Origin of the sequence: Frondihabitans sp. PhB161, assembly GCF_003814635.1 — a bacterium.
Taxonomy (GTDB): Bacteria; Actinomycetota; Actinomycetes; order Actinomycetales; family Microbacteriaceae; genus Frondihabitans.
On sequence record NZ_RKQW01000002.1, the window covers coordinates 590755 to 612505 of the forward strand.

Consider the following 21751-nt stretch of genomic DNA (forward strand, 5'->3'; position numbering starts at 1 on the left):
GTGAATGGGTAGACGACAGATGTTGTGGAATTTCGTAGTGGAGCGGTGGGACCAAATCTGGTTCGCCTCCTGGCAGCATCTGTCACTGGTGATCCAGTGCCTAGTGCTCGCCGTCATCCTGGCTCTGGTGATCGCGGCGCTCGTCTACCGCAGCCGCACCTGGAGCGCTGTCGCGAACGGCGTCTCGGCGGTCGGTCTGACCATTCCGTCGTTCGCGCTGATCGGCCTCCTGATCGCGCCGCTCGGCTTCGGCGTCGTGCCCTCGGTGGTCGTCGTGACCTTCTTCGCCGCGCTCCCGGTGCTCCGCAACGCCGTGGTCGGTCTGAACGAGGTCGATCCCGGCATCGTCGAGTCGGCGCGCGGCATCGGCATGAGCAAGTTCCGCACCTTCCTCACCGTCGAGCTGCCGCTCGCCTGGCCGATCATTCTCACCGGGGTGCGCATCTCGGCGCAGATGGTGATGGGCGTCGCCGCCGTCACCGCCTACGCGCTCGGCCCGGGTCTCGGCGGCTTCGTCTTCTCGGGGCTCTCCCGGCTCGGTGGCGCCAACTCCCTGCAATCGGTCGTCGTCGGGGTGGTGGGCGTCGTCGTCCTCGCCCTCGTCCTCGACCTCCTTCTCCTCGGCCTCGGCCGCCTGACCATCTCGCGAGGTATCCGTGTCGCACGCTAACTCCAAGAACGCTGACCCCACCACCACCATCGACAAGTCCGCCGACTCCGGCCGCAGCATCCTGCTCGACCAGGTCACCAAGCGCTACCCGGGCCAGTCGAAGCCCGCCGTCGACGGCATCACGCTCGAGATCCCGGCCGGCCAGATCGTCATGCTTGTCGGCCCCTCGGGCTGCGGCAAGACGACGACGCTCAAGATGATCAACCGCCTGATCGAGCCAACCGAGGGCCGCATCGTCCTCGGCGACGACGACGTGACAGGCATCGACGGCGACGAGCTCCGCCGCCAGATCGGCTACGTGATCCAGGCCGGCGGCCTGTTCCCGCACATGACCGTGAGCCAGAACATCGCGGTCGTGCCGAAGATGCTGGGGTGGTCGAAGGAGCGCATCAGCGCCCGTGTCGACGAGCTGCTCGAATTGGTGTCGCTGGATCCTGCGGTCTACCGCGATCGGTTCCCGAAAGAGCTGTCGGGCGGACAGCAGCAGCGCATCGGCGTTGCCCGCGCACTCGCCGCCGACCCGCCCGTGCTGTTGATGGACGAGCCGTTCGGCGCCGTCGACCCGATCACGCGTCAGCGCCTGCAAGACGAGCTGATCAACATCCAGCACGAGCTCAAGAAGACCATCGTGATCGTCACGCACGACTTCGACGAGGCCGTGAAGCTCGGCGACTGGATCGTCGTCTTCTCGGAGGGCGCGCACATCGTGCAGTACGACACTCCGGAGCGCATTCTGGCCGAGCCCGCCAACGAGTTCGTCGAGAACTTCATCGGCGCCGGTGCCGGCCTCAAGCAGCTCACGCTGAACCGCGTGCGCGACGTCGAACTGGCCGAGGCGATCGTCGCCCACCCGGGCGACACCGCGTCGTCGGTGCTGGGCCGCGTGGAAGAGGCGGGCCACGGCCACGCCGTCATCGTCGACTCGCGCGAACGTCCGATCCGGTGGCCGTCGCGCCGTCAGCTCGGCCGCCTCGACACGATCCCCGCCGACGTCGACCCAGCGCTCCCCGTCGTCAGCCAGGGGTCGACCCTGAACGACGCGCTCGACACCATGCTCGTCTCGAGCGCTGGTGCCGCTCTCGTCACCGGTCAGCGCGACCGCTTCATCGGGGTCATCACGGTCGAGGTCGTCATGGAGGCGATCACGCGCTCGCGCCGTCTCGCCGCCGACGAGGCCTACAAGCCGGTCGGCACGAACACCGGAACGCTCGACGCGATTCCCGCAGTGACGCAGGCCGACGACTCCGAGCCGACAAACGGCTCAGGATCCGCGTCCACCGTCGAGGCACCCCAGTGACCGACGTCGTAGCGGTCGAGAGGGCCAGCGGTACGACGAGCTGGCGCGGACTGCTGATTCAGCCCGCTGCCATCGCCCTCGTCTTCGTCGGCTTCGTCGTCTGGTTGATGACCGCCGACCTCACGCCGAGTGAACGCTCGACGCTCAACCCGTCCGACCTCGTCGACTACGCCGGTCAGCACCTCGCGCTGACCTTCGTGTCGGCGCTGATCGTGCTCGTGATCGCGATCCCTCTCGGGATCCTGCTCACCCGTCGCCCGTTCAACAAGGCCAGCGGCATCATCCTCGCGATCAGCAACTTCGGGCAGGCCGCACCGGCCATCGGCCTCGTCGTGCTCCTCGCTTTCTGGCTCGGCTTCAACTTCCGCTCGGCCGTCGTCGCGCTGGTGCTCTACGCGATCCTGCCGGTGCTGCGCAACACCATGATCGGCGTGCAGAGTGTCGATGCCCGCACGGTCGAGGCCGGGCGCGGCATGGGAATGTCGTCGTTCGCGGTCCTGATGAAGGTGGAGCTGCCGCTCGCCGTGCCGGTGATGCTCTCGGGCATCCGCACCGCGCTCGTGCTTCTGGTCGGCTCGGCCGCCCTCGCGACGTTCATCGGCGCGGGCGGGCTCGGCCTGCTGATTACGACCGGCGTCACGCTCTACCTGCCCCGCGTGCTCATCTCGGGCGCCCTGCTCATCGCGCTCCTCGCGCTGCTCATCGACTGGCTCGGCCGTCTCGTCGAGCATTTCGCCACCCCGAAGGGACTCCGATGACCCGCACTCCTTCTGCCTCCGCTCCTGCCCGAATTCGAAGGAAAAACCGCCTCGGCGCAACGGAAACATCGCGATCGCAGGCCCTCCAGCCAAGTTCTTCCTTCAAATTCGGACGCAAGCGACGCCACGCCCTGCGCGCCTCGATCGTCGGCGGCCTCACCGTCGCCGCGCTCGCCCTCACCGGCTGCGGCCTCCAGCCCGCTACCGCGTTCGTTCCCGCCGTCGCGCTGGGCTCGATCAAGCACATCGACGGCCTCCCCGCCGACGCGAAGCTGACCGTCACCAGCAAGAACTTCACCGAGCAGCTGATCCTCGGCAAGATCGCCGTGCTCGCCGCGAGCGCCGCCGGCTTCGACGTCACGGATATGACCAACGTGCCCGGCTCGGTCCCGGTGCGGCAACTCATGCTGACGGGCGGCGCCGACGTGACGTACGAATACACCGGGACCGCGTGGCTGTCGTTCCTCGGCAACGCCGAGGGCATTCCCGACAAGGCCAAGCAGTACGCGGCAGTACGCGATGCTGACGCGAAGAACGGCCTCGACTGGCTCCAGCCGGCCCCACTGAACAACACCTACGCGATGGCCATTCGCTCGGAGGCCGCCAAGAAGCTCGGCGTCACCAAGGTGTCGGACATCGCGAAGCTCCCCGTCGCCGATCGCACCTTCTGCGTCGAGTCGGAGTTCAACTCGCGGGCCGACGGCTTTAAGCCGATGCTGAGGCACTACGGCCTCGAGCTCGGCGGGTCGGGTAAGAACGGCGTGCCGTCCGGCAACGTCAGCATCCTCGACACGGGCGCGGTCTACACGGCCACCGACCAGGGCAAGTGCAACTTCGGCGAGGCCTACACGACCGACGGTCGCATCAACTCCCTCGACCTGACAGTGCTCGATGACGACGAAAAGTTCTTCCCCGCCTACAACGTCGCGCCGGTGTTCCGCTCCGCGACGCTCGACGAGTACCCCCAACTGAAAGAGGTCTTCGACCAGATCTCGCCGAAGATCACCGACGAGCAGCTGCGCAAGCTGAACCTGCGCGTCGATGTCGGCGGCGAAGAGCCGGCCGACGTCGCCTTCGACTGGCTGAAGAGCGAAGGGTTCGTTACCGCCGGCTGACCGGCCGGCATCTTCGCCCAAAGTGCGCACATGGGGCTCCGACTCGTCGTCGGGGCCCCATTTGCGTCCTCTCGGGAACGAGACGGGAGTCCAGGATCCGGGGATTGGCCCTTTCGACCAAACCGCGGGGCCCTCTACCGTGACCCTGTGCCTACCCCCGATTCCTTCCACGCCCCCGCTCGCACGAGACAGTTTGCTCAGGTCGACGTCTTCGCGTCGGATCCTTATCTCGGTAACCCGGTCGCCGTCGTGCTCGACGCCGACGGAATGAACGACGAGGCCATGGCGTCGTTCGCCCGCTGGACGAACCTCTCCGAGACCACGTTCGTGCTGCCGCCCACCTCGCCCGACGCCGACTACCGTTTGCGGATCTTCACGCCGAGCGAAGAGCTGCCGTTCGCGGGGCACCCGACGCTCGGATCGGCGCACGCGTGGCTGGAGGCGGGCGGGGTGCCTCGGGCCGGCGGTGCTGATGGCTCCGGCTCCGGCTCCGGCCTTGGCGTCGTCGTGCAGGAGTGCGCGGCCGGTCTCGTTACTCTTCGTCGCACCGACGGTCGTCTCGCCTTCGGCGCTCCCCCGACCATCCGCTCCGGCCCGGTCGACGAAGCCGACCTCGCTCGTGTGGCCACCGCACTCGGTGTCTCGCGCGCCGACATCGTCAGCCACCAGTGGATCGTCAACGGGCCGGAGTGGATGGGCATCGAGCTCGCCTCCGCCGACGCCGTGCTCGCCGTCGAGCCCGATTTCAGCGGCGTCCTCGATCTCGCGATCGGCGTCTTCGGCGCCTACCCCGAGGGCTCCCGTCACGCCTTCGAGGTGCGCGGCTTCGTGCCGAACGTCGGAGTGGGCGAAGACCCCGTGACGGGCAGCCTCAACGCCGCGCTCGCGCAGTGGCTCCAGCGCGAGGGCCGGGCGCCGGCGTCGTACACCAACGGCCAGGGCACCCGGCTGCAGCGCGACGGCGTCGTGTCGATCGACGTCGACTCCGCGGGAGCCGTGTGGGTCGGCGGGTCGACCACGACGCTGGTCCGCGGGAGCGTCCTGCTGTAGGTGCGTGGGGCGCGGATCCTGCGCTCTGTGTCTGCCTCTTTCTCGCTTAGGGGCGCCGAGACTCCACAAATGGCCCATCGTCAGCCGAAGGATGGGCCATTTGTGGAGTCTCGCCGCAGGAGCGCCGCTCGCCTGGGCGGCGAGACTCCACTCGTTGCGGGTGGCTGGGCGGCAGACCCGCAACTAGTGGAGTCTCGCCGCCGGAGCGGCGCTCAGCCGGCGTCGAAGGCGAGAGGTCCGGCAAGCTGCGAGATGAGCAGAACGTGCTCGCGCATCTTCACGCGCTGGAGGTTCTCGACGCGCTCCGGGCCACCGAGCGCAAGCAGCGGAACGTAGCCGAAGCACTCGTCGAATTCCGGCATACCCAACCGCTCGACGGCCGCCGCATACGAGCCCGCATCCAGCTCCGTGTCGAGGAACTCCTGGTCGTCGATCACCAGCAACAGCATCTCTAGATCGGCCACGAGCACAGTAACCACGCCGCGGCGGAATCTGAGGATGTTGAGGTAGCCGCGCTCCCACACGACCACGTCGGCGAAGGCGGTTGCGAAGACAGCCACCGCCTCGTCGTGACCGGGGTAGGTCTCGGCCAGAATCGGTGCCCACTCGGCCGGGTCGATTACTCGGAGGCATCCGCCCGCCCCGGTTGCCAACCCGACCTCCCGCCACAGCTCCACGATCTCGTGAGGAACACGAGCCGAGTGCTCCCGGATCGACGTCTCAGGCATCGCGGCGACAGAAACAAACGGAGGCATTGAGTTCAGCTTTCTAGAGACCGAGGTCAAGCTCGCGGAGTGCGAGCCCATCGGGAATCTCACCCGTCTCGTAATAGGCGAGGTAAATGGCGGCAGCCTCTTCGGCGGAGAAGACCTCGTTCGGCTGCACCTCGAGAGTGTGCTGCCCGAAGGGAATGCTGACCCACGGGGCGTTTGTCGCGCTCGACGACGAGGATCCGGCAGCGAACTGGCTGGTCACCCCGTCAACCGTGCGCCGCAACTCGATAGACATCGCGGTGGCTGATCCCGCCGACTGCAGGTAGTTCTCGTCGACCGCTCGAGTGGCTGATGCGTCACCGAGAGCAGCCCCCGCCGGAAGCTTCCAGAGCGCAAGAGAGAACAGGCTCGTCCCGTTCAATCGGCCGAGCATCCCCGCGAGGGTCTCGGGGATGGGGCCTTCCGAGTCGTCCAGAGGGATCTTTGTGAATCCGTTGACGGTCGTGACGTGGGTTGACTGCATCCGCATCAAACAGGGTCGAAGGCGAGCGGGCCCGCGAGCTGGGAGATGATGAGCACGTGCTCGCGCATCTTCACCCGCTGGAGGTTTTCAACTCGTTCCGGGCCACCGAGCGCAAGCAGCGGCACGTAGCCGAAGCACTCGTCGAATGCCGGCTGGCCCAGGCGCTCTACCGCAGGGGCATAGGCAGACCAGCTGAACTGCCAGTCGAGATACCTGGCGTCGGCTACATAGGTAACGAAGTTTGTCGCGTCCGCGCCGACGACAATGACGATTCCATCGCGGAAACGGAGAAGGTAAAAGAGCCCCTTCTCCCACACGATCATGTCTCCCAGGGCCGTGGTGAAGGCAACAACGGCGTCGTCATGGCCCGGGCACGCTTCGGCCAGAATCGGCTGCCATTCCGCAGGGTTGACGAGTCGGATGTATCCGCCCGCAGCGGTTGCTTGCCCAACCTCACCCCGGAGGGCCGAGATCTCGGTCGGTACACGGTCGGAATAGGTCCTCATCGACCCTGCTGGCATCAGGTCGAAGGACGTGAAGGGGGCAGAGTTCATCATGCATCAGCCGGCGTCGAAGGCGAGAGGGCCTGCGAGCTGGGAAATGATGAGCACGTGCTCGCGCATCTTTACTCGCTGGAGGTTCTCAACTCGCTCCGGGCCACCCAGGACGAGCAACGGTACATAACCGAAGCACTCGTAAAACTCCGGCTGCCCCAGACGCTTTACGGCCGGGGCATACGAATCCCAGTCGAACTTCCACTCGAGAAATTCGGGGTCGGCAATATACGTGACGAAGTTCTTGGCGTTCGCTCCGATTATGTCGACGATGCCCTTACGGAGGCGCAGGAGGTTGAAGAAGCCGTTCTCCCAGACGACCAGGTCCCCCATGGCCGTGGTGAACACCACGACGGCCTCGTCGTGGCCCGGGCAGACTTCGGCCAGGATGGGTTGCCATTCCGCGGGATCGACGAGTCGAATGTAACCACCCGCGGCGGAGCCCGTGCCTAGCCCCCTCCACAGGTCGACAACTTCTTGCGGCGTTCTGGACGCGTAGGCATCAATGATTTCGTGGCTAACGGAACCGCTGGCTACAAAGTCGGGGAGCGTGATCATATTTATTCCTAGCGGGTCAGACGAACGTGAATGAACGTTGTCTCGCGCTCTACCTGCGACATTCGAACCGCTTGGTCACGAATGCTCCGGTCGACGGGCACGATGAGAGTTCTCCACTGGGATCCTAGCGAGGAGTTGATTCGCGAATCGCCCAGGACATTGACAGATGCAGCGTGACCGCCAGCGATGAGGTCGGGGGTGTGGAGCGCGGCTCGCGATCGCATCCAGGCCACCGCCATCTCCCGGGACTCCCGCAAGGAATGGCCCTGAGCGAGATACTCATCGACTTTGAGCGCGCTCTCCGATTGGCGCAGTCGCTTCTGAGCCACCCTCGCCGCAGCGCCCCGTCGAGCCGTCGGATACACCTCCCGGTTGCGGAGGAACTCGGCGACGCTGAGGCGGTTCATTTCTTCCTGCTGGCCGAGGAGCTGCCGGTCGAACTCGACGACATCGTGCCCGGGACTGACGCGGAAGGTCACTGGAATCTCGGCTAGACGACGGTCGCCCGCTTTCGTGGTCTGAACGACCGCGCTCTCCACCACTACCTTCTCGCCGACACGACGCGTGCTGGCGGCGACCGCACCGCCGCCCGGCAGGAGCATGCCCCACAGCAGGTCTTCGCCGATGTTGGCCTCGGAGCCGTAGACGGCACCGTCGACGACGGCTCCCGAAGTGCTGGCGACGACTCCCTGGAGCACGTAGCCGGCGGCCATTGGCGCGATGCGCACGGCGAGCGCCTCGATGGCCACGCTGAGACCGCCGACGCCGGTGACGGTCTCGGCGACGACGCCCGCGGCGGTGATGGTCGACTCGACGGCCTCGGTCAGCCAGACGACGATGCGGCCCACGCTCGTGGCGGTCTCGGCGGTCACCGCGCCGGCGCCGACGGCGTCCGAGATACCGAGGGTGAGCGGGGTCAGTAGTGCGCTGGCCGCGACGGTCCCGGCGATCATGGCGGCGAGCTTGGCCAGTTCCGCAGTGGTGTCGTTGCGCGCCTTCTCGATGGCGTCGGCGCGCGCCCGGCAGCCCGTGGCGATAGCCCGGGCCTGGTTGGCGAGGCCGTCGACGACGGTTCGCACCGACTGCATCTTCTGCTCGATCGACGGGATCTCGGGCGAGCTGAAGCCCGACACGTGCGACAGCGGCCCGGTGGTGTCAATGCCGTCGAGCGCACCGGCGTAGGTCTCCCAGGCGCTCCCCGCAGACCGGAGCTTGCCGGTGTCGCCGTCGGGCCATGCCATGCCGATGAGGTCGGCGACATAGTCGAAACCCCAGGGAAAGTCGCGGTTGCCACCGTGGGACGACGGCGGAGAACCGATGCTGATGGTCGAGGGGGTGGCGGGAGCGGCCACGTCGGATCCTGCTCTCCCGTTCGAGGCGTGAGCCTCGGCGAGCGCGTGGTTGTACCCGGTGACGTGCAGCCCGACGGCGAGGGAGTCGATCGCGGTGAGGAGGGATCCGGTGTCGGTCGTCACGCTCCGGGCGGCCTCGTCGTAGCTGGTGGCCCAGGTCTGACCGGCGTCGTCCGATCCGGCCATGCCTCCGCTCCCGGCGAGCGACGAGAGCAGTGCAGAAGACGACGAGCTCAGGATCCGAATGAGGTCACGGGTCGCGACCCCCGCATCCACGTATCCGGTCGGGTCGACGTCGATCAGGTAATCGCCCATGCTCACGACCACCCCGCCCGGTTGTGCGCGGCGACGGCGTCGTAGGCCGTTCCCGCGGCGGCTGCGATCTTCGCGATGTCGGCCATGGCCTCGGCCATGGTCGCGGCTCCGGCAGACCACTCCTGGTGGAGAGCAGCGAACTGGGCTTGCGCGTCTCCTGACCAGTCGCCCGAGACGCGCCCCGCGGTCCCCTCGACGTGATCGCGGAGGGCGTGGCAGTACTCGGTCATGCGGCCGAGTTCGACGACGAGTTCGTTCAGCGAAGCGCCGACGGCTTTGTGGCGGGTCATCGGGCCTGCCCCGGGGTGCCGATGCGACCGCTGGGTGCTGCAGCCGGGGTCGTTGTTACCTCAGAGCTCGCTGAGGCGGAGGCCACGTGGGTCTCAGTGTCGGCGTAGGTCGACGCGGATTCGGCGAGGAGCCGGGAGATGCCGGCGAGGGCGTCTTGCACCGTCGCTGCCCCCTGCAGCCACTCCGTCCAGTCGCCCGCGAAGGCGTCCGCCGCACCGCCCGCCCAGTCGGCTCCGATCAGCCCCGAGACGAGTGACTGGCAGGCGGCGACCCGCCCCTCGAACTCGACGAGATGCTCGGCGACGTCGGCACTCGCAGCCTCGACCGCCTCCGATGACACGCGAAATTCCGCCATGCTCTCCCCCTTCACCCGCTTTCGACGCTAAACGAGGTGATGCGCAGGCCGCAAGCCTGCAGGGGGTGCACTTATGCCCCCGAAATCGAGACTCCAGTAGATGCGGGTGCCGAGGGCGCCTACCCGCACCTACTGGAGTCTCGCGACATACCGCGCAGCAGCGCGCGGGCGAAGCGGGGTAGCGCGTGAACGGTAGCGTGGAACCATGACCGAACTCGACGAGGCCATCGAACGATTCGTCCGGCCCCGGCGCGGAATCGAGGCGCTCCCCGTCGAATCGGAGGAGGTCGCCGGGTCGTGGGCGCTCCAGTCTCTGCTCGCCGAGACCGCGATCGCGCTCCGCCGACGCGGGATCGAGCCGGTCACGACCGTCATGCTCGGTCGGGCCGCGAACGGTGCGCCGATCTACAAGAGCGTTGCGCCGTGCTGGCCGCTCGAGATCTTCGCACTCACGGCCCGCGGGGTCGCGTTGCCGTATTCGATGCTGACGCAGGATGTTCCGGGGATGGATCCGCCACCGCGCATCGACGCTCCCGTCGTCTGCGTGCGCCCCACTCCGATCGCGGTCGGCCCCGGGCCGGGTGACGTCGAGGTGAATCGGCGCGGGCAGCTGCTGTGGCGGTGGGCCGCGACGGGGTCAGCGGATCCTTCGGCTCTGCCGTGGACGACCGGGTTCCGCGAGCGCTTCGACGCCAACTGGTCGGAGCACCGCTCGGGCCCGCTCGTCGAGCCGGTTGCGTTCGCCGTGGTGGATCACCTGGCGGGCCGAATCGAGCGCGGCGTCATCCACTGAGCGCCGCGCGGGCGGCGCACGGTGTCGACGCACCCCCTGATGGCCAGATAACCCCCGATTGCCAGGCCGATTGAGGCCAACCGGGGGTGCGTCGCGAGCTACCCGCCCACGCGCAGCGGCGGCGGTGCTGAGTGGCGGGCCGCCGGATCCTTCGGTCGTCGAATTGATAGCGCGAGCACCAACGACGCGATCACCGCCAGGAGCGCGAGCGTGACCTCTCCGGTGCCCCAGCCGAGCCCGCTGCGGGCGGGCGAGACGCCCATCCAGTCGGCGAACGAGGCGCCGATGGGTCGGGTCACGATGTAGGCGAACCAAAACGCGAGGATCGGGCCGAACAGCCCGGACGCGTACCCGGCTGCAGGAACAGCGATGACGACCGCGAACAGGATGCCCGAGGCCAGATAGCCGAGGTGCAGGGTCGAGGCGGTGAGGTCACCGGTCGCCGTTCCGAGCGCGAACGTCGCGAGCACGGTCGCCCAATAGAACGTCTCGCGCCGCCGGGTCGTGACGCTGTGGATCGAGAGGGTGCCCTCGCTGCGACGCCAGGCGACCAGCACGACCGCGAGCGTCACCGCGAAGACCGGTGCCGATACCAGGTAGGGCACGTCGAGCCCGACGTGGATCACGTCGGCGCACATCGTGCCGAAGACGCTCACCATCACGACCGCGAACCAGTACAGCGCGGGAATGTAGCGGGCTGCCTGGAACTGCAGCACCATCGCGGTCACGAAGAGCACGAAGCCGATGCCGACACCCAGCACCGGGTTCAGGTGGGTGACGAGAAAATCCGAGCCCGTCTCGCCGGCGCCCGTTGTCACGACCTTCACGATCCAGAACAGGGCTGTCACCTCGGGAACCTTGCTGAGGGCGATGCGGGAGCTCGTCATGCCCGAAGCCTGCGACCGCCCCTCTCAGAATCGACGAAGAATTGGCGAGGAATCGACGAGGAATCGAGACCAGGATCCGCACCTCACTCGGCGATCGGCAGCTCGAGGGCCATGGCCGTACCTGCGGCCGACGTGCGTTCGACTCGAACCGTGCCGCCCTGACGCGTCGCGATCTCCCGCACCAGCGCCAATCCAATTCCGAAGCTCTGGCGCCCGCCCTCGACACCGGCGCCGCCGGAGTGAGCGAACCGATCAAAGACGCGCTCCGGGGCGATGCCCTGGATTCCGGCGCCCTCATCGGCCACGACCAACCGAAGCGACCCGCCTGCCCGGTCGAGCGCGACCAACACCGTCGAACCGGTCGGCGAGTGCGCGAGGGCGTTGTCGACGAGCGCGACCACGCAGCGCCGAAGGGCCGCCACCGAGATGCGGACGCGGGCGAGATCGTCGACGTCGACGCTGAGCCGCACCCCCCGTTCGGCGGCGAGGATCCGCAGCGAGTCGACGGCCTCGACGATCACCGGCCCGGCGACGACCGGGTCGGGGCGAGCCTGACCCCCGCCCGCCGCCAGCAGCAGGTCGGTGACGATGTCGACGAGCGCGCGCGAGTCGGCTCGGAGCTCGGCGACCGTCGCGGCCGCGTCGCCGGTGCTCGGCGGGTTGGCACTGGCGAGTCGGCGCTCGAACACCTGGATGCGCGCGTCGAGCACCGACAGCGGAGTGCGCAGCTCGTGGCTCGCGTCGGCGACGAACTCCCGCTGCAACCGCAGGGCGTCACCGAGCGGCCGGACGGCCCGACGGGCGATGAACCAGCTCACGAGGCCCGCGAAGAGCACCGCGCCGATGCCGATCACGACGAGACCCTGATAGACGTCCGAGGTGTCGACGTAGACCCGGGCGACGCCGGACGCGTCACGGTCGATCTGCTCGCGCGGCAGCGACTGATGGAGGATGAAGACGATGGCCACCACGACGATGCCCAGCACGAGTATCGCCGAGGCCAGCATGATCTGCAGGCCGATCGAGAGCGAGGCGCGGCGGGTCGCCCGCGAATCGGCATCGGGGGTGGCCGCGGATCCTCGTCGTCGTGACCGAGTCACAGTGCCCCCAGTCGGTAGCCGCGATTGCGGACGGTGAGCACGACGTCGCGCTCGGTCTTCTTGCGGAGGTAGTGCACGTAGGTGTCGACCGTGCCGAGCTGCTCGCCGTCGGGGAACACGGTGCGCAGCAGGTGCTCTCGTGAGAAGGTGCGCTCCGGCTCGCGGGCCAGCACGCGCAGCAGCTCCGACTCGCGATCGGTCAAAACGACCCGGCTCCCATAGGGCGACGACATCACCCGGTCCTCGGGAGAGAACGACCACTCACCGATCGGGAGCATCGACGCCCCACCCGAGAACGACCGAGTCAGTGCCCGCAGTCGAGCGAGCAACTCGTCGAACTCGAACGGTTTGACCAGGTAGTCGTTCGCCCCGCTGTCGAGGCCGTCCACCCGATCGCCGACCGTGCCGAGTGCGGTCAGCATCAACACCGGCGAAGTGATGCGCCCTTTGCGCAGGGCCTCGACGATCTGGAGCCCGTCGAGCGAGGGCAGGCGACGGTCGACGACCATCACGTCGAAGTCGCCGTCCAGGCCGGCAATGAGCCCCGCCCGGCCATCGACGTGTCTCACCACGTCGTAGACCTCGGCCAGCACCTCCTCGATGAGCGGCCCGAGCGCGGGGTCGTCCTCGATGAGCAGCAACCTCTGCCGAGCGGACGATGGCGTCATGACTGCAGGCTAGCTGGCCGCACCGGCGGCGCGCCGGCCGCGGACGTAGCGCAGGATCCCACTGATCACGATGGGCAGGACGGAGACGATCACGACGAGGATCGCGAGCACGTCGATGTGGGTCCGCACGAACGGGATCTGCCCGAGCACGACGCCGAGCACACTGACGACGAGGGTCCAGGCGAAGGCGCCGGTCAGGTTCCAGAGCAGGAATTGGCGGTAGGGGTAGAGACTCGTCCCCGCCGCGAGCGGCACGTAGGTGCGGACGACGGGCACGAAGCGGCCGAGGATCAGGGCGGGGCCGCCGTACTTCGCGAAGAACGTCTCGGCCTCCCCGAGATACCGGGTCTTGAGCACTCGGGCGTCGGGCTGGAAGAGCCGTCGCCCGAAGCGGTGGCCGAGCCAGTAGCCGACCTGGTCGCCGAGAGACGCTGCGGCGAAGGCGACCAGGATCACCGACCAGACCGGCACGTGGATGACGCCGCTCGAGGCGAGAAGCCCCGCCGTGAAGAGCAGCGAGTCGCCCGGAAGGAACGGGAAGAGGAGCCCCGACTCGACGAAGACCATCAGGCCGAGGCCGACGAGGACGGCCGGGCCCATCGAGGTGAGGAACGACTGCGGGTCGAAGATCATGCGTTCTCCCGGTGGGCTGCTGTGCGGTCGGTGGGGTGGGCGGCGCGACGGGTCGCGGATCGATAGGTCAGCGGCAGGAGGAATCGATTCGACGCGGCCACGACGCCGGGCGCCACGGCGAGCGACCACGCGATCGAGGCGATGACGTCGCTCGGGTAGTGGACGCCGTCCGACACGAGGCTGAGCGCGACCACCGCGACGGCCACCATGCCGACCGCCGCGACGGCCGGCCGATAGCTCTTGCCCGCAGCCAGCAAGTAGAAGGTCAGGGCGAGGGTGGCGATGAACGCCATGTGCCCGCTCGGATACGACGGGTCGACCTCGGCGACGCCCAGGTGGTTCGCGAAGGCCCACGCGTCGGGCCGCGGGCGCTGCACGATCAGCTTCACGACGTCGCTCGAGATCCAGGTGACGGCGACCGTGAGGGCGAAGGTGCCCGCGAGACGGAGGTCTCTGGTCGCCAGGGCGATCACGCCGACGATCACGACGGTGATGCTCACCGCCTCGATCGGGCTGAACGCGGCGTACACCCCCGAGCCGACCGCCCCGACGAAGCCGATGTGCAGCGTGTTGAGCGCCTGCACGCCGGCCAGGTCGAGTCGAGTCATCGGCCCCGTCTTGGCGACGAGCAGGCCGAATGCCACGACGATGACGATGGCGGCGACGCTGAATGCGTTCCGGTTGCCGAGACCCGGCCGACACCGGAGGAGGGCAGGTCCGCCGGACGCGCCGAGTGATGGATTCGTTGAGAGCATCGAGACGGTGGGACTCGTCGGGGGCGCGGCGTGGGTCATGGACTCACCCTCCGGGCCGACCTCTGAGAATTCATGAAGAAACGGCGCGGTCAGCACCCGACTCGGTGCTGGTGGGGGCGCCTCGGCGGATCCGCCCCTGAATCGACAGGCCGGTCACGAGCACCAGGATGACGCCGAGGAACAGAACGCTCGTACCGGTGGTTCCGAGCCCGAGCCCGCCGTCGGCGCTTGGCTGCGACAGAAGGTCACCGGTGGAGGCACCGAGCGGACGGGTGAGGATATACGCGATCCAGAACGCGACCACGGCGTTGAGCTTCACGACGTAGTAGAGGAACGCGACGACAGCGATTGCGGCGGCGAAGACGATGAGCGACAGGACGTAGCCGAGATTGAGACGCTCGGCGAGAAGGTCGCCGGCCGCCGTGCCGAGAGCGAAGGTGAATAGCACCGTCAACCAGTAGAACGCTTCCCGGCGGGTGGAGCGGATGGAGTGGATCGAGAGGGTTCGTTCGACGGCGAACCAGGCCACAAAGGTTCCCGTCAGCAGCACTGCGAAGACGGCGGCCGTCACTGGAAGGGGTACGCCGAGGTTGTCGGTGAGGTTGTCGGTAATGAGTGTGCCGACGACGCTGATGAGCACGATCGCGAGCCAGTAGACGGCTGGCACGTAGCGCTGCAGACGGAACTGCGCGATGAGGGCGATGACGAGCAGAACGGCCATGAAGATCGAGGTCAGAGCGAGGCCGAAGCCGAGGGTCACGTTGAGGTAGTCAGCGAAGGTCTCGCCGACCGTGGTGGCCAGCACCTTGATGATCCAGAAGACGGCGGTGACTTCGGGCACCTTGTTCAGCAGCTCCCGCGGTGAGCGAGGGAGCCTAGCGGGCTGGAAAGAGTGGGCGGCGTTGGTCATGGGGTCGACTTCCTATCGTGGACGGCGTGGTAGGCGTGGGGTGACGGGAGCACTCCATCGGAGACCGTTCAGGCAGTCGACTCTCGCGACGCGAAGAATCGTCCAAGAACCCCCGCCGCGGCCGCCTCGCGACAAGGACCACGGAGACTCGCCGTAGGCTTCACTCATCACCTGTGTTCACCGACGAACAGCCCCCGGCTCCTCGGCAATCGACGATCAGTCAGTCACGACCCTCCCGCCTTCGCGCGGTCGGCATGCGATGGGGTCCACGTCTCCAGACTGAAAGATCCGCCTCCGCATGCACGAAATCATCTACACGCTGACCGACGAAGCGCCCCGCCTCGCGACTACCGCTCTTCTCCCCATCGTGCAGGCGTACGCGGAGAAGGCCGGCGTGCACGTCGAGACGCGTGACATCTCGTTGGCGGCGAGGATCCTGGCGAAGTTCCCGGAACACCTGCGCCCGGAGCAGCGTCAGCCCGACGCCCTCGAGGAGCTCCGGGCCCTGATCTCGGACCCGACGACGAACATCATCAAGCTCCCCAACGTGTCTGCGTCACTGCCGCAGCTGCAGGCTGCGATCGCGGAGCTGCAGCAGGCCGGCTACGCCGTGCCCGACTATCCGGCCGCTTCTTCCGACCCGGCTAGCGAGACAATTCGGTCTCGGTACAACGCCCTCAAGGGGTCGGCCGTGAATCCGGTCCTCCGGCAGGGCAACTCCGACCGGCGCGCACCGGCCTCCGTGAAGGCCTACGCCCACAAGCACCCCCACCCCATGGGTCCTTGGAGCCCGGAGTCAAAGACGCGCGTCGCCACCATGACGGCCAACGATTTCCGCGACACCGAAAGATCCACCATCGTCCCGGCCGACGGCCCGGTCACCATCGAGTTGGTCGGCGACGACGGCACCCACGCACCACTGCGAGAGCCCCTGATGGTTGGAGCTCACGACATCATCGACGCGGCGGTCCTGCGAGTGGGGCCTCTTCGCGAGTTCCTCGCCGAGCAGCTCGACCGCGCGCGAGAGGACGACCTCCTCTTCTCGGTGCACCTCAAAGCCACGATGATGAAGATCTCGGATCCGATCCTCTTCGGTCACGCCGTCCGCGCGTACTTCCACACCGTTTTCGACGCGCACGGCGATGCCCTGGTAGCCGCCGGTATCAACCCCGATGACGGCCTCGCCGCACTGTTCGCCCGGCTGGAAAACCTTCCCGACGGTGCGACCATCCGGTCGGCCTTCGACGACGCTCTGGCCGCCGAGCCGAAGCTGGCCATGGTCGACGTGGCCCGTGGCATCACGAACCTGCATGTGCCGAGCGACGTCATCGTCGACGCCTCCATGCCCGCCATGATCCGCTGGTCGGGTCAGATGACAGGGCCGGACGGATCCAGCCACGACACCCTCGCCGTCATCCCCGACTCCAGTTACGCCGCTTTCTACCAGACCGTCATCGACGACTGCCGCATCAACGGCGCCTTCGACCCCGCGACTCTCGGCACCGTGCCGAACGTGGGCCTCATGGCCGGTGCCGCCGAAGAATACGGCTCCCAAGACACCACCTTCGAAATCCCACGCGCCGGGAGGGTGCTCGTCAGAGACGCTGCCGGAACGGTCCTCCTCGAGCATGACGTCGCCCAAGGCGACATCTGGCGGATGTGCCGCACCCGCGACGACGCCATCAGAGACTGGGTCGCACTCGCCGTCAAGCGCGCCACAGCAACCCACGCCCCCGCCGTCTTCTGGCTGGACTCGTCGCGCGCCCACGACACCGTCATCGCGCGTCTCGTCACGAGCTACCTGGCTCTGCACGACACCACCGGCCTCGACATCACGATCATGGCGCCCGTCGACGCGATGACCTTCACCCTGGAACGATTCCGCCGGGGGGAAGGGACGATTTCCGTCACCGGGAACGTGCTCCGCGACTATCTCACCGACCTCTTCCCCATCATGGAGCTCGGCACCAGCGCCAAGATGCTGTCGGTCGTTCCCCTCCTCGCCGGCGGTGGCCTCTTCGAAACCGGAGCCGGCGGAACCGCCCCGCGGCTCCTCGACCAGCTCCGCGACGAGAACCACTTCCGGTGGGACAGCCTCGGCGAATATCTCGCTCTCGCGGCCAGCTTCGACCACCTCGCCACCACGACCGGCGACGCCGGAATCCGGGCTCTCGCCGACACCCTCGACCGCGCCACCGCGACGCTCCTCGACGAGAACAAGAGCCCCGCCGACGACGTCGGCACCATCGACAACCGTGGCAGCCACTTCTCCCTCGCCCTCTACTGGGCCCAAGAACTGAGCCGCCAAACCACCAGCCCCGACCTCAAGGCCGTGTTTACCCCGCTCGCAGAGCAGCTCTCCTCCCACGAGGCCGCTATCGAGGGGGACCTCACCGGGGCGCAAGGCCACGAGCAGGATCTCGCCGGCCACTACCTGCTCTCCGACGCGGTTCTCGCCGACGTGATGCGGCCGTCGTCCCTCTTGAACGAGATCGTCGACAGCTTCGGCACTCACCAGCTCGGGGCACCGGTCAGCACGCGAGCCTGAACGCCGAGAGGCCGTTCGCCCGGACTGGGGGTTAAACCACCCCTTTCCCGTTCGCCGTCTCCCCTAGGATTCAGAAAAAGCGGCCGAGATCACATCGGCTGCGCCTGACAACACGGGGGAACACCATGTCCGCACCACGTCTGCGCCGCCGCGCGCTCACGATCACCGCCGCTCTCGCCGGCACCGTCGGGCTCGCGCTCGGCGGCATCGCACCCGCGAACGCCGCGGCGCCGGTTGCAGCAGCTCCGGCAGCGGCTCCGGCCCAGAGCGCGACCGCGTCGAGCCGCGCCCTCGACGCGCTGCACAACACCGACTTCGGAACGCCCGCCAGCCGAGCGGCCGTCGCCCAGGCGTTGAACGGGACCGCTGCCGGATCCTCGACGCTTCCGTCGTCGTCGCTCCAGCGCAGCGCAACCACCGACGCGGTGCGCCCGGCTCCCGCCGGCGCGATCCCGGCCGCGAAGGTCGACCCGAACGCGAACGCCGGTGGTGCGTACGCGCAGGCCGTTCTCGGCGACGAGCTCTATGGCGTCAGCTATGACTGGGAATCCGACGAGACACGCCTTCAGCACTGGACATCGTTCGGCTGGAAGACGGTCGCCGGCGCTCCCACCGACATCGACGAGCAGGTCGTCGTCGTCGGAAACCTGCTCTACTTCACGGTCAGCACGTACTCCCGCAGCGGCAAGGCCACTGTCACGCTCACCAGCTTCGACGGCACGAACTACGCCGCGGTGAAGACGTTCTCCCACGACGTCACGCTGGCCTCGGCCGGGTCGACGCTGACCATCGTCGAAGACACCACCGACTACGACAATTACGATGACGACTACTTCACCCAGACTTCGGCCATCACCCGCTACGACGGAACGACCTTCTCCACCCCGATCACGACGAAGAAATATCTGACCTCCCCGGTCTCGATCGGCAACACTCAGTACTTCGTCGTGATGAGCCAGACCTCGAGCGCCACCGCGCTCTACCGCGTCGACCCGACCGCCCTCACTCGGGTCAGCTCAGCGCCGTACACCTTCTCGGGCGCCGAGTGGAAGGGCGCCTACTACTTCGGCGGAGTCTCGCCGAAGACCGAGACCGTAGCCGTCTACCGCTTCGACGGCACCGGCGAACCGACCCCGGTCACCACCGGTGTGTCGTTCAAGACGGCCACGGCCCTGCCTGCCGTGGGTGTCTACGACGGCGACCTCGAGTTCACCAACCAGACGAAGGGCCAGCGCCCCACGCTGTACAGCTTCGACGGCACCACGACGACCAACGAGGGCCCGATCGGCGGGACCATTGCTCCGATCGGCTTGTTCAAGGAGTTCGACTCGAAGCTGTTCTACACGTCGTACGACTTCGACGGATTCAACACCTACATCTACGACAAGAACGCCAAGGCCGGCACCCCGATCGAGTCGACCGTCCCCACCGTCGCCGGAACCCCGAAGGTCGGCAAGAAGCTGACCGCTGTCCCCGGCGACTGGACCGCCACCGCCAAGCTCTCGTACCAGTGGTCGGTCGACGGCAAGGCCATTGCCGGGGCGACCAAGCAGTACCACACGGTCGCGCCCGCCGAGCTCCGTCGCACCCTGACCGTCAAGGTCTCAGGATCCGGCCCGGCCTTCGTCACAGCCACCCAGACCAGCGCCTCGACCGCTGCCGCCCTCCCCGGCACCTTCGCGCTGAAGCCCGTCATCTCGGGCAAGACCGTCGTCGGCTCGAAGCTGACCGCCGTCACATCAGGCCTCAAGCCGAAGTCAGCCACGCTCACCTACCGCTGGTTGCGCGATGGCAAGCCGATTTCCGGCGCCACCAAGAAGACGCACACCGCGTCGAAGGGTGACGTCGGCACGAGCCTGACCGTCAGCGTCAAGGCGTCAAGCCCCGGCTACAGCACCGCCTCGGTGACAAGCGCGGCCAAGAAGGTCACGACGAAGAAGTAGTCGCGCAACGCCAAAGGGCGGGTGTTCGGTGGCCTGGTGAGGTCGGATCCTAGGATCCGGTAATCTCACCGCTGCCGATCACTCGCTGTCGTGCTGTCCTGCCCGACCCGGCGACAGAGGTCGGTTTGTGAGCCCTGGCCACCGTGGCGACCTCGCCGTGGCCAGGCGTGTACCGTGCCCGCCATGACCGAGTCGAACACGGGCAAGCAGGCCGCAGAAGATGACGAGCGCTGGCTCGTCATCAACGGCCGACGGTGGCGGCGAACCGACCCGAGCCTGCCCGACGACGTCGCGTCCGCCTTGAGGTCGCACCTCGGCCGCGGTCGCTCTGGAGTGGGTTCGGCGAAGCGCGCTTGCGACGAGTCGGCGGTGACGGCCGCACGGAAGCGGGTGGGTCTCGCCAAGCACGGTCTCGGCGAGCGGGGCGACTACTGGTGGGAGCGGCCAGTGGCCGACCGTCTGGTCCAGGCCGAGCAGGCCCTCCACGACCTGGATGCACTCGACGGCTGAGCCTCATGCTCGGCCACGGGCCCGCCACGCGCGGGCGACCGTGGCAGAGGAGGCCCGCGCGAAGCGCCGCGAGCGCCTACAGTTCCAAGTTCGTGCACGTCCGGTGCAGCAGGGATTGACCGCGTCGCAAGACGGGTGGGGAGTGACGAGTGTCGTCGATAACGGCTATGTGTGCTGTGGTGCCGGCTCACAATGAGGAGGGCCTCATCGGCGCCTGCCTCGAGGGTCTCAACGCGGCTGCGAGAGCTCTGCACGCCGCCCGCCCCGACATCGCTCTGCGAATCGTCGTGGTGGCCGACAGCTGCAGCGACGATACAGTGGCGATCGCTACGTCGTTCTCCGGCATCGAAGTCCTTTCGAGCACGGGCGGCACGGTGGGTGCGGCCCGGGCGGAGGGCATCGACCACTGTCTGGCTGCCCTCCGTGGCCATGCTGATGTCGGCCCTCTCGGTCTCGGTGTCTGGATCGGCAATACCGACGCCGACTCGGTCGTTCCGCGGAACTGGTTTGTCGAGCAACTCCGGCTCGCCGACGCCGGAGTCGACGTGATGCTCGGCACGGTCACGCCCGACTTCGCCGATCTCACCGAGGCCCAGATCGCCGCGTGGAAAGCGAAGCGCGTTCCCGGGAAGCCCAACGGGCACGTTCACGGGGCCAACATCGGGGTTCGTGCATCGGCGTATCTCGAGGCCGGTGGCTTTCTCCACCACGACGAGCACGAAGACAACGACCTGGTCACGAGGCTGCGAGCGCAGGGCGTCACGCTCGCCGCATCGGATGATTGCGACGTGATGACCTCCGGCCGACAGGTGGGTCGCACTCCGGGTGGCTACGCCCGATACCTTGCCGAGAACCTCGTGCCGGCTTGCGTGGCTCCGTCGTTCTGACCGGGTCTCGACCTGTCAAGTGGCCTCGAATAGCCGCGTGACCGAGCCTCCGTTCCGCCATCGAGCTACCGTCCACGTCACACCGATCACAAACCAGGAGATCTCCATGGCACAAGCAATTGGAACCATCGACGTCAACGTTCCCGTGTCCGTCGCCTACAACCAGTGGACCCAGTTCGAAGAATTTCCGAAGTTCCTCGACGAGGTCGAGTCGATCGACCAGGTCACCGAGACCCTAACCGTCTGGAACGTCAAGGTCGGTCCCGTCGAGAAGCAGTTCGAGGCCGAGATCACCGAGCAGCACCCCGACGAGCGCGTCGCCTGGAACTCCACCGGCGGCGAGGTCGACCACGCCGGCGTCATCACGTTCCACAAGCTCAGCGACTCCGAGACCCGCCTGACCGTGCAGATCGACTGGGAGCCCACCGGCTTCCTCGAGAAGGTCGGCTCGACGCTCGGCGCCGACAACCACGCGATCAAGAAAGACCTGAAGAACTTCAAGGAGTACATCGAGTCGCAGGGCAAGCCGGACGGCGCCTGGCGAGGCGACGTCAAGGCCTGAACGG

General features: G+C 67.5%; 24 protein-coding genes. 11 read left to right on the forward strand and 13 right to left on the reverse strand.

Annotation, left to right across the window (positions count from 1 at the left end):
- The first annotated feature begins 19 nt into the window (after positions 1 to 19).
- The 5 genes from EDF39_RS11470 (at position 20) to EDF39_RS11490 (ending at position 4890) form a co-directional block, all read left to right on the forward strand.
- Positions 20 to 670 carry an ABC transporter permease gene (locus EDF39_RS11470; RefSeq protein ID WP_370275183.1) on the forward strand — a complete coding sequence of 217 codons (651 nt, stop codon included), beginning with the start codon at positions 20 to 22 and terminating at the stop codon, positions 668 to 670.
- Positions 657 to 1967: an ATP-binding cassette domain-containing protein gene (locus EDF39_RS11475; protein ID WP_123943178.1), complete on the forward strand. Its 1311-nt coding sequence runs from the start codon at positions 657 to 659 to the stop codon at positions 1965 to 1967. Before EDF39_RS11470 ends, EDF39_RS11475 begins: the two co-directional genes overlap by 14 nt.
- On the forward strand, positions 1964 to 2725 hold the full coding sequence (locus EDF39_RS11480; protein ID WP_233573061.1) for an ABC transporter permease: 762 nt from the start codon (positions 1964 to 1966) through the stop codon (positions 2723 to 2725). The genes EDF39_RS11475 and EDF39_RS11480 overlap by 4 nt, the downstream gene beginning before the upstream one ends.
- The gene (locus EDF39_RS11485) at positions 2722 to 3840 is read left to right on the forward strand and encodes a glycine betaine ABC transporter substrate-binding protein (protein WP_123943180.1); all 1119 of its coding nucleotides are present in this window, start codon (positions 2722 to 2724) and stop codon (positions 3838 to 3840) included. The genes EDF39_RS11480 and EDF39_RS11485 overlap by 4 nt, the downstream gene beginning before the upstream one ends.
- A 147-nt stretch (positions 3841 to 3987) precedes the next feature.
- Positions 3988 to 4890 carry a PhzF family phenazine biosynthesis protein gene (locus EDF39_RS11490; protein WP_233573060.1) on the forward strand — a complete coding sequence of 301 codons (903 nt, stop codon included), beginning with the start codon at positions 3988 to 3990 and terminating at the stop codon, positions 4888 to 4890.
- 212 nt (positions 4891 to 5102) lie between these two features.
- On the opposite strand, the gene EDF39_RS11495 is transcribed toward EDF39_RS11490, so the two are convergent.
- From EDF39_RS11495 to EDF39_RS11525, 7 genes are read right to left on the reverse strand one after another with little or no spacing between them, the layout of a single operon-like run.
- Entirely contained in the window at positions 5103 to 5696 is a 594-nt protein-coding gene (locus tag EDF39_RS11495) for a T6SS immunity protein Tdi1 domain-containing protein (protein ID WP_123943184.1), read from the reverse strand.
- Positions 5659 to 6126: a hypothetical protein gene (locus EDF39_RS11500; protein ID WP_123943186.1), complete on the reverse strand. Its 468-nt coding sequence runs from the start codon at positions 6124 to 6126 to the stop codon at positions 5659 to 5661. Before EDF39_RS11500 ends, EDF39_RS11495 begins: the two co-directional genes overlap by 38 nt.
- Before the next feature lie 5 nt (positions 6127 to 6131).
- Positions 6132 to 6683 (reverse strand): T6SS immunity protein Tdi1 domain-containing protein, encoded by a 552-nt coding sequence (locus tag EDF39_RS11505; protein WP_123943188.1) that lies wholly within the window; start codon positions 6681 to 6683, stop codon positions 6132 to 6134.
- Between the two features lie 3 nt (positions 6684 to 6686).
- Positions 6687 to 7238 carry a T6SS immunity protein Tdi1 domain-containing protein gene (locus EDF39_RS11510; protein WP_123943190.1) on the reverse strand — a complete coding sequence of 184 codons (552 nt, stop codon included), beginning with the start codon at positions 7236 to 7238 and terminating at the stop codon, positions 6687 to 6689.
- 8 nt (positions 7239 to 7246) lie between these two features.
- Positions 7247 to 8905 (reverse strand): polymorphic toxin type 15 domain-containing protein, encoded by a 1659-nt coding sequence (locus tag EDF39_RS11515; protein ID WP_233573107.1) that lies wholly within the window; start codon positions 8903 to 8905, stop codon positions 7247 to 7249.
- A gap of 2 nt (positions 8906 to 8907) precedes the next feature.
- Positions 8908 to 9195 carry a WXG100 family type VII secretion target gene (locus EDF39_RS11520; RefSeq protein ID WP_055963608.1) on the reverse strand — a complete coding sequence of 96 codons (288 nt, stop codon included), beginning with the start codon at positions 9193 to 9195 and terminating at the stop codon, positions 8908 to 8910.
- A complete protein-coding gene (locus EDF39_RS11525; protein ID WP_123943194.1) occupies positions 9192 to 9551 on the reverse strand; it encodes a WXG100 family type VII secretion target in 360 nt (119 codons plus the stop codon). Before EDF39_RS11525 ends, EDF39_RS11520 begins: the two co-directional genes overlap by 4 nt.
- A 205-nt stretch (positions 9552 to 9756) precedes the next feature.
- Between EDF39_RS11525 and EDF39_RS11530 the strand changes: the two genes are divergently transcribed.
- On the forward strand, positions 9757 to 10344 hold the full coding sequence (locus EDF39_RS11530) for a hypothetical protein (protein WP_123943196.1): 588 nt from the start codon (positions 9757 to 9759) through the stop codon (positions 10342 to 10344).
- A gap of 98 nt (positions 10345 to 10442) precedes the next feature.
- On the opposite strand, the gene EDF39_RS11535 is transcribed toward EDF39_RS11530, so the two are convergent.
- The 6 genes from EDF39_RS11535 to EDF39_RS11560 form a co-directional block, all read right to left on the reverse strand.
- On the reverse strand, positions 10443 to 11231 hold the full coding sequence (locus EDF39_RS11535) for a hypothetical protein (protein WP_123943198.1): 789 nt from the start codon (positions 11229 to 11231) through the stop codon (positions 10443 to 10445).
- A gap of 83 nt (positions 11232 to 11314) precedes the next feature.
- Positions 11315 to 12331 carry a sensor histidine kinase KdpD gene (locus EDF39_RS11540; protein WP_123943200.1) on the reverse strand — a complete coding sequence of 339 codons (1017 nt, stop codon included), beginning with the start codon at positions 12329 to 12331 and terminating at the stop codon, positions 11315 to 11317.
- The gene (locus EDF39_RS11545) at positions 12328 to 12999 is read right to left on the reverse strand and encodes a response regulator transcription factor (RefSeq protein ID WP_123943202.1); all 672 of its coding nucleotides are present in this window, start codon (positions 12997 to 12999) and stop codon (positions 12328 to 12330) included. The genes EDF39_RS11540 and EDF39_RS11545 overlap by 4 nt, the downstream gene beginning before the upstream one ends.
- Before the next feature lie 9 nt (positions 13000 to 13008).
- Complete coding sequence (locus EDF39_RS11550) at positions 13009 to 13632, reverse strand: DedA family protein (protein WP_123943204.1); 624 nt, start codon at positions 13630 to 13632, stop codon at positions 13009 to 13011.
- Positions 13629 to 14426, reverse strand: a complete 798-nt coding sequence (locus EDF39_RS11555; protein WP_123943206.1) for a phosphatase PAP2 family protein — start codon at positions 14424 to 14426, stop codon at positions 13629 to 13631. Before EDF39_RS11555 ends, EDF39_RS11550 begins: the two co-directional genes overlap by 4 nt.
- Before the next feature lie 31 nt (positions 14427 to 14457).
- Positions 14458 to 15297: a hypothetical protein gene (locus EDF39_RS11560; protein ID WP_123943208.1), complete on the reverse strand. Its 840-nt coding sequence runs from the start codon at positions 15295 to 15297 to the stop codon at positions 14458 to 14460.
- A gap of 298 nt (positions 15298 to 15595) precedes the next feature.
- Between EDF39_RS11560 and EDF39_RS11565 the strand changes: the two genes are divergently transcribed.
- The 5 genes from EDF39_RS11565 to EDF39_RS11585 all read left to right on the forward strand — a co-directional run bounded on the left by EDF39_RS11565 (position 15596) and on the right by EDF39_RS11585 (position 21747).
- Complete coding sequence (locus EDF39_RS11565) at positions 15596 to 17845, forward strand: NADP-dependent isocitrate dehydrogenase (protein ID WP_123943210.1); 2250 nt, start codon at positions 15596 to 15598, stop codon at positions 17843 to 17845.
- A 125-nt stretch (positions 17846 to 17970) separates the two neighbouring features.
- On the forward strand, positions 17971 to 19788 hold the full coding sequence (locus EDF39_RS11570; protein ID WP_123943212.1) for a hypothetical protein: 1818 nt from the start codon (positions 17971 to 17973) through the stop codon (positions 19786 to 19788).
- Between the two features lie 183 nt (positions 19789 to 19971).
- Complete coding sequence (locus EDF39_RS11575) at positions 19972 to 20298, forward strand: biopolymer transporter Tol (protein ID WP_123943214.1); 327 nt, start codon at positions 19972 to 19974, stop codon at positions 20296 to 20298.
- A 179-nt stretch (positions 20299 to 20477) separates the two neighbouring features.
- A complete protein-coding gene (locus tag EDF39_RS11580) occupies positions 20478 to 21185 on the forward strand; it encodes a glycosyltransferase family 2 protein (RefSeq protein WP_233573059.1) in 708 nt (235 codons plus the stop codon).
- Positions 21186 to 21291: 106 nt separating this feature from the next.
- Entirely contained in the window at positions 21292 to 21747 is a 456-nt protein-coding gene (locus tag EDF39_RS11585) for an SRPBCC family protein (protein WP_123943216.1), read from the forward strand.
- The last annotated feature ends 4 nt before the right edge of the window (positions 21748 to 21751 follow it).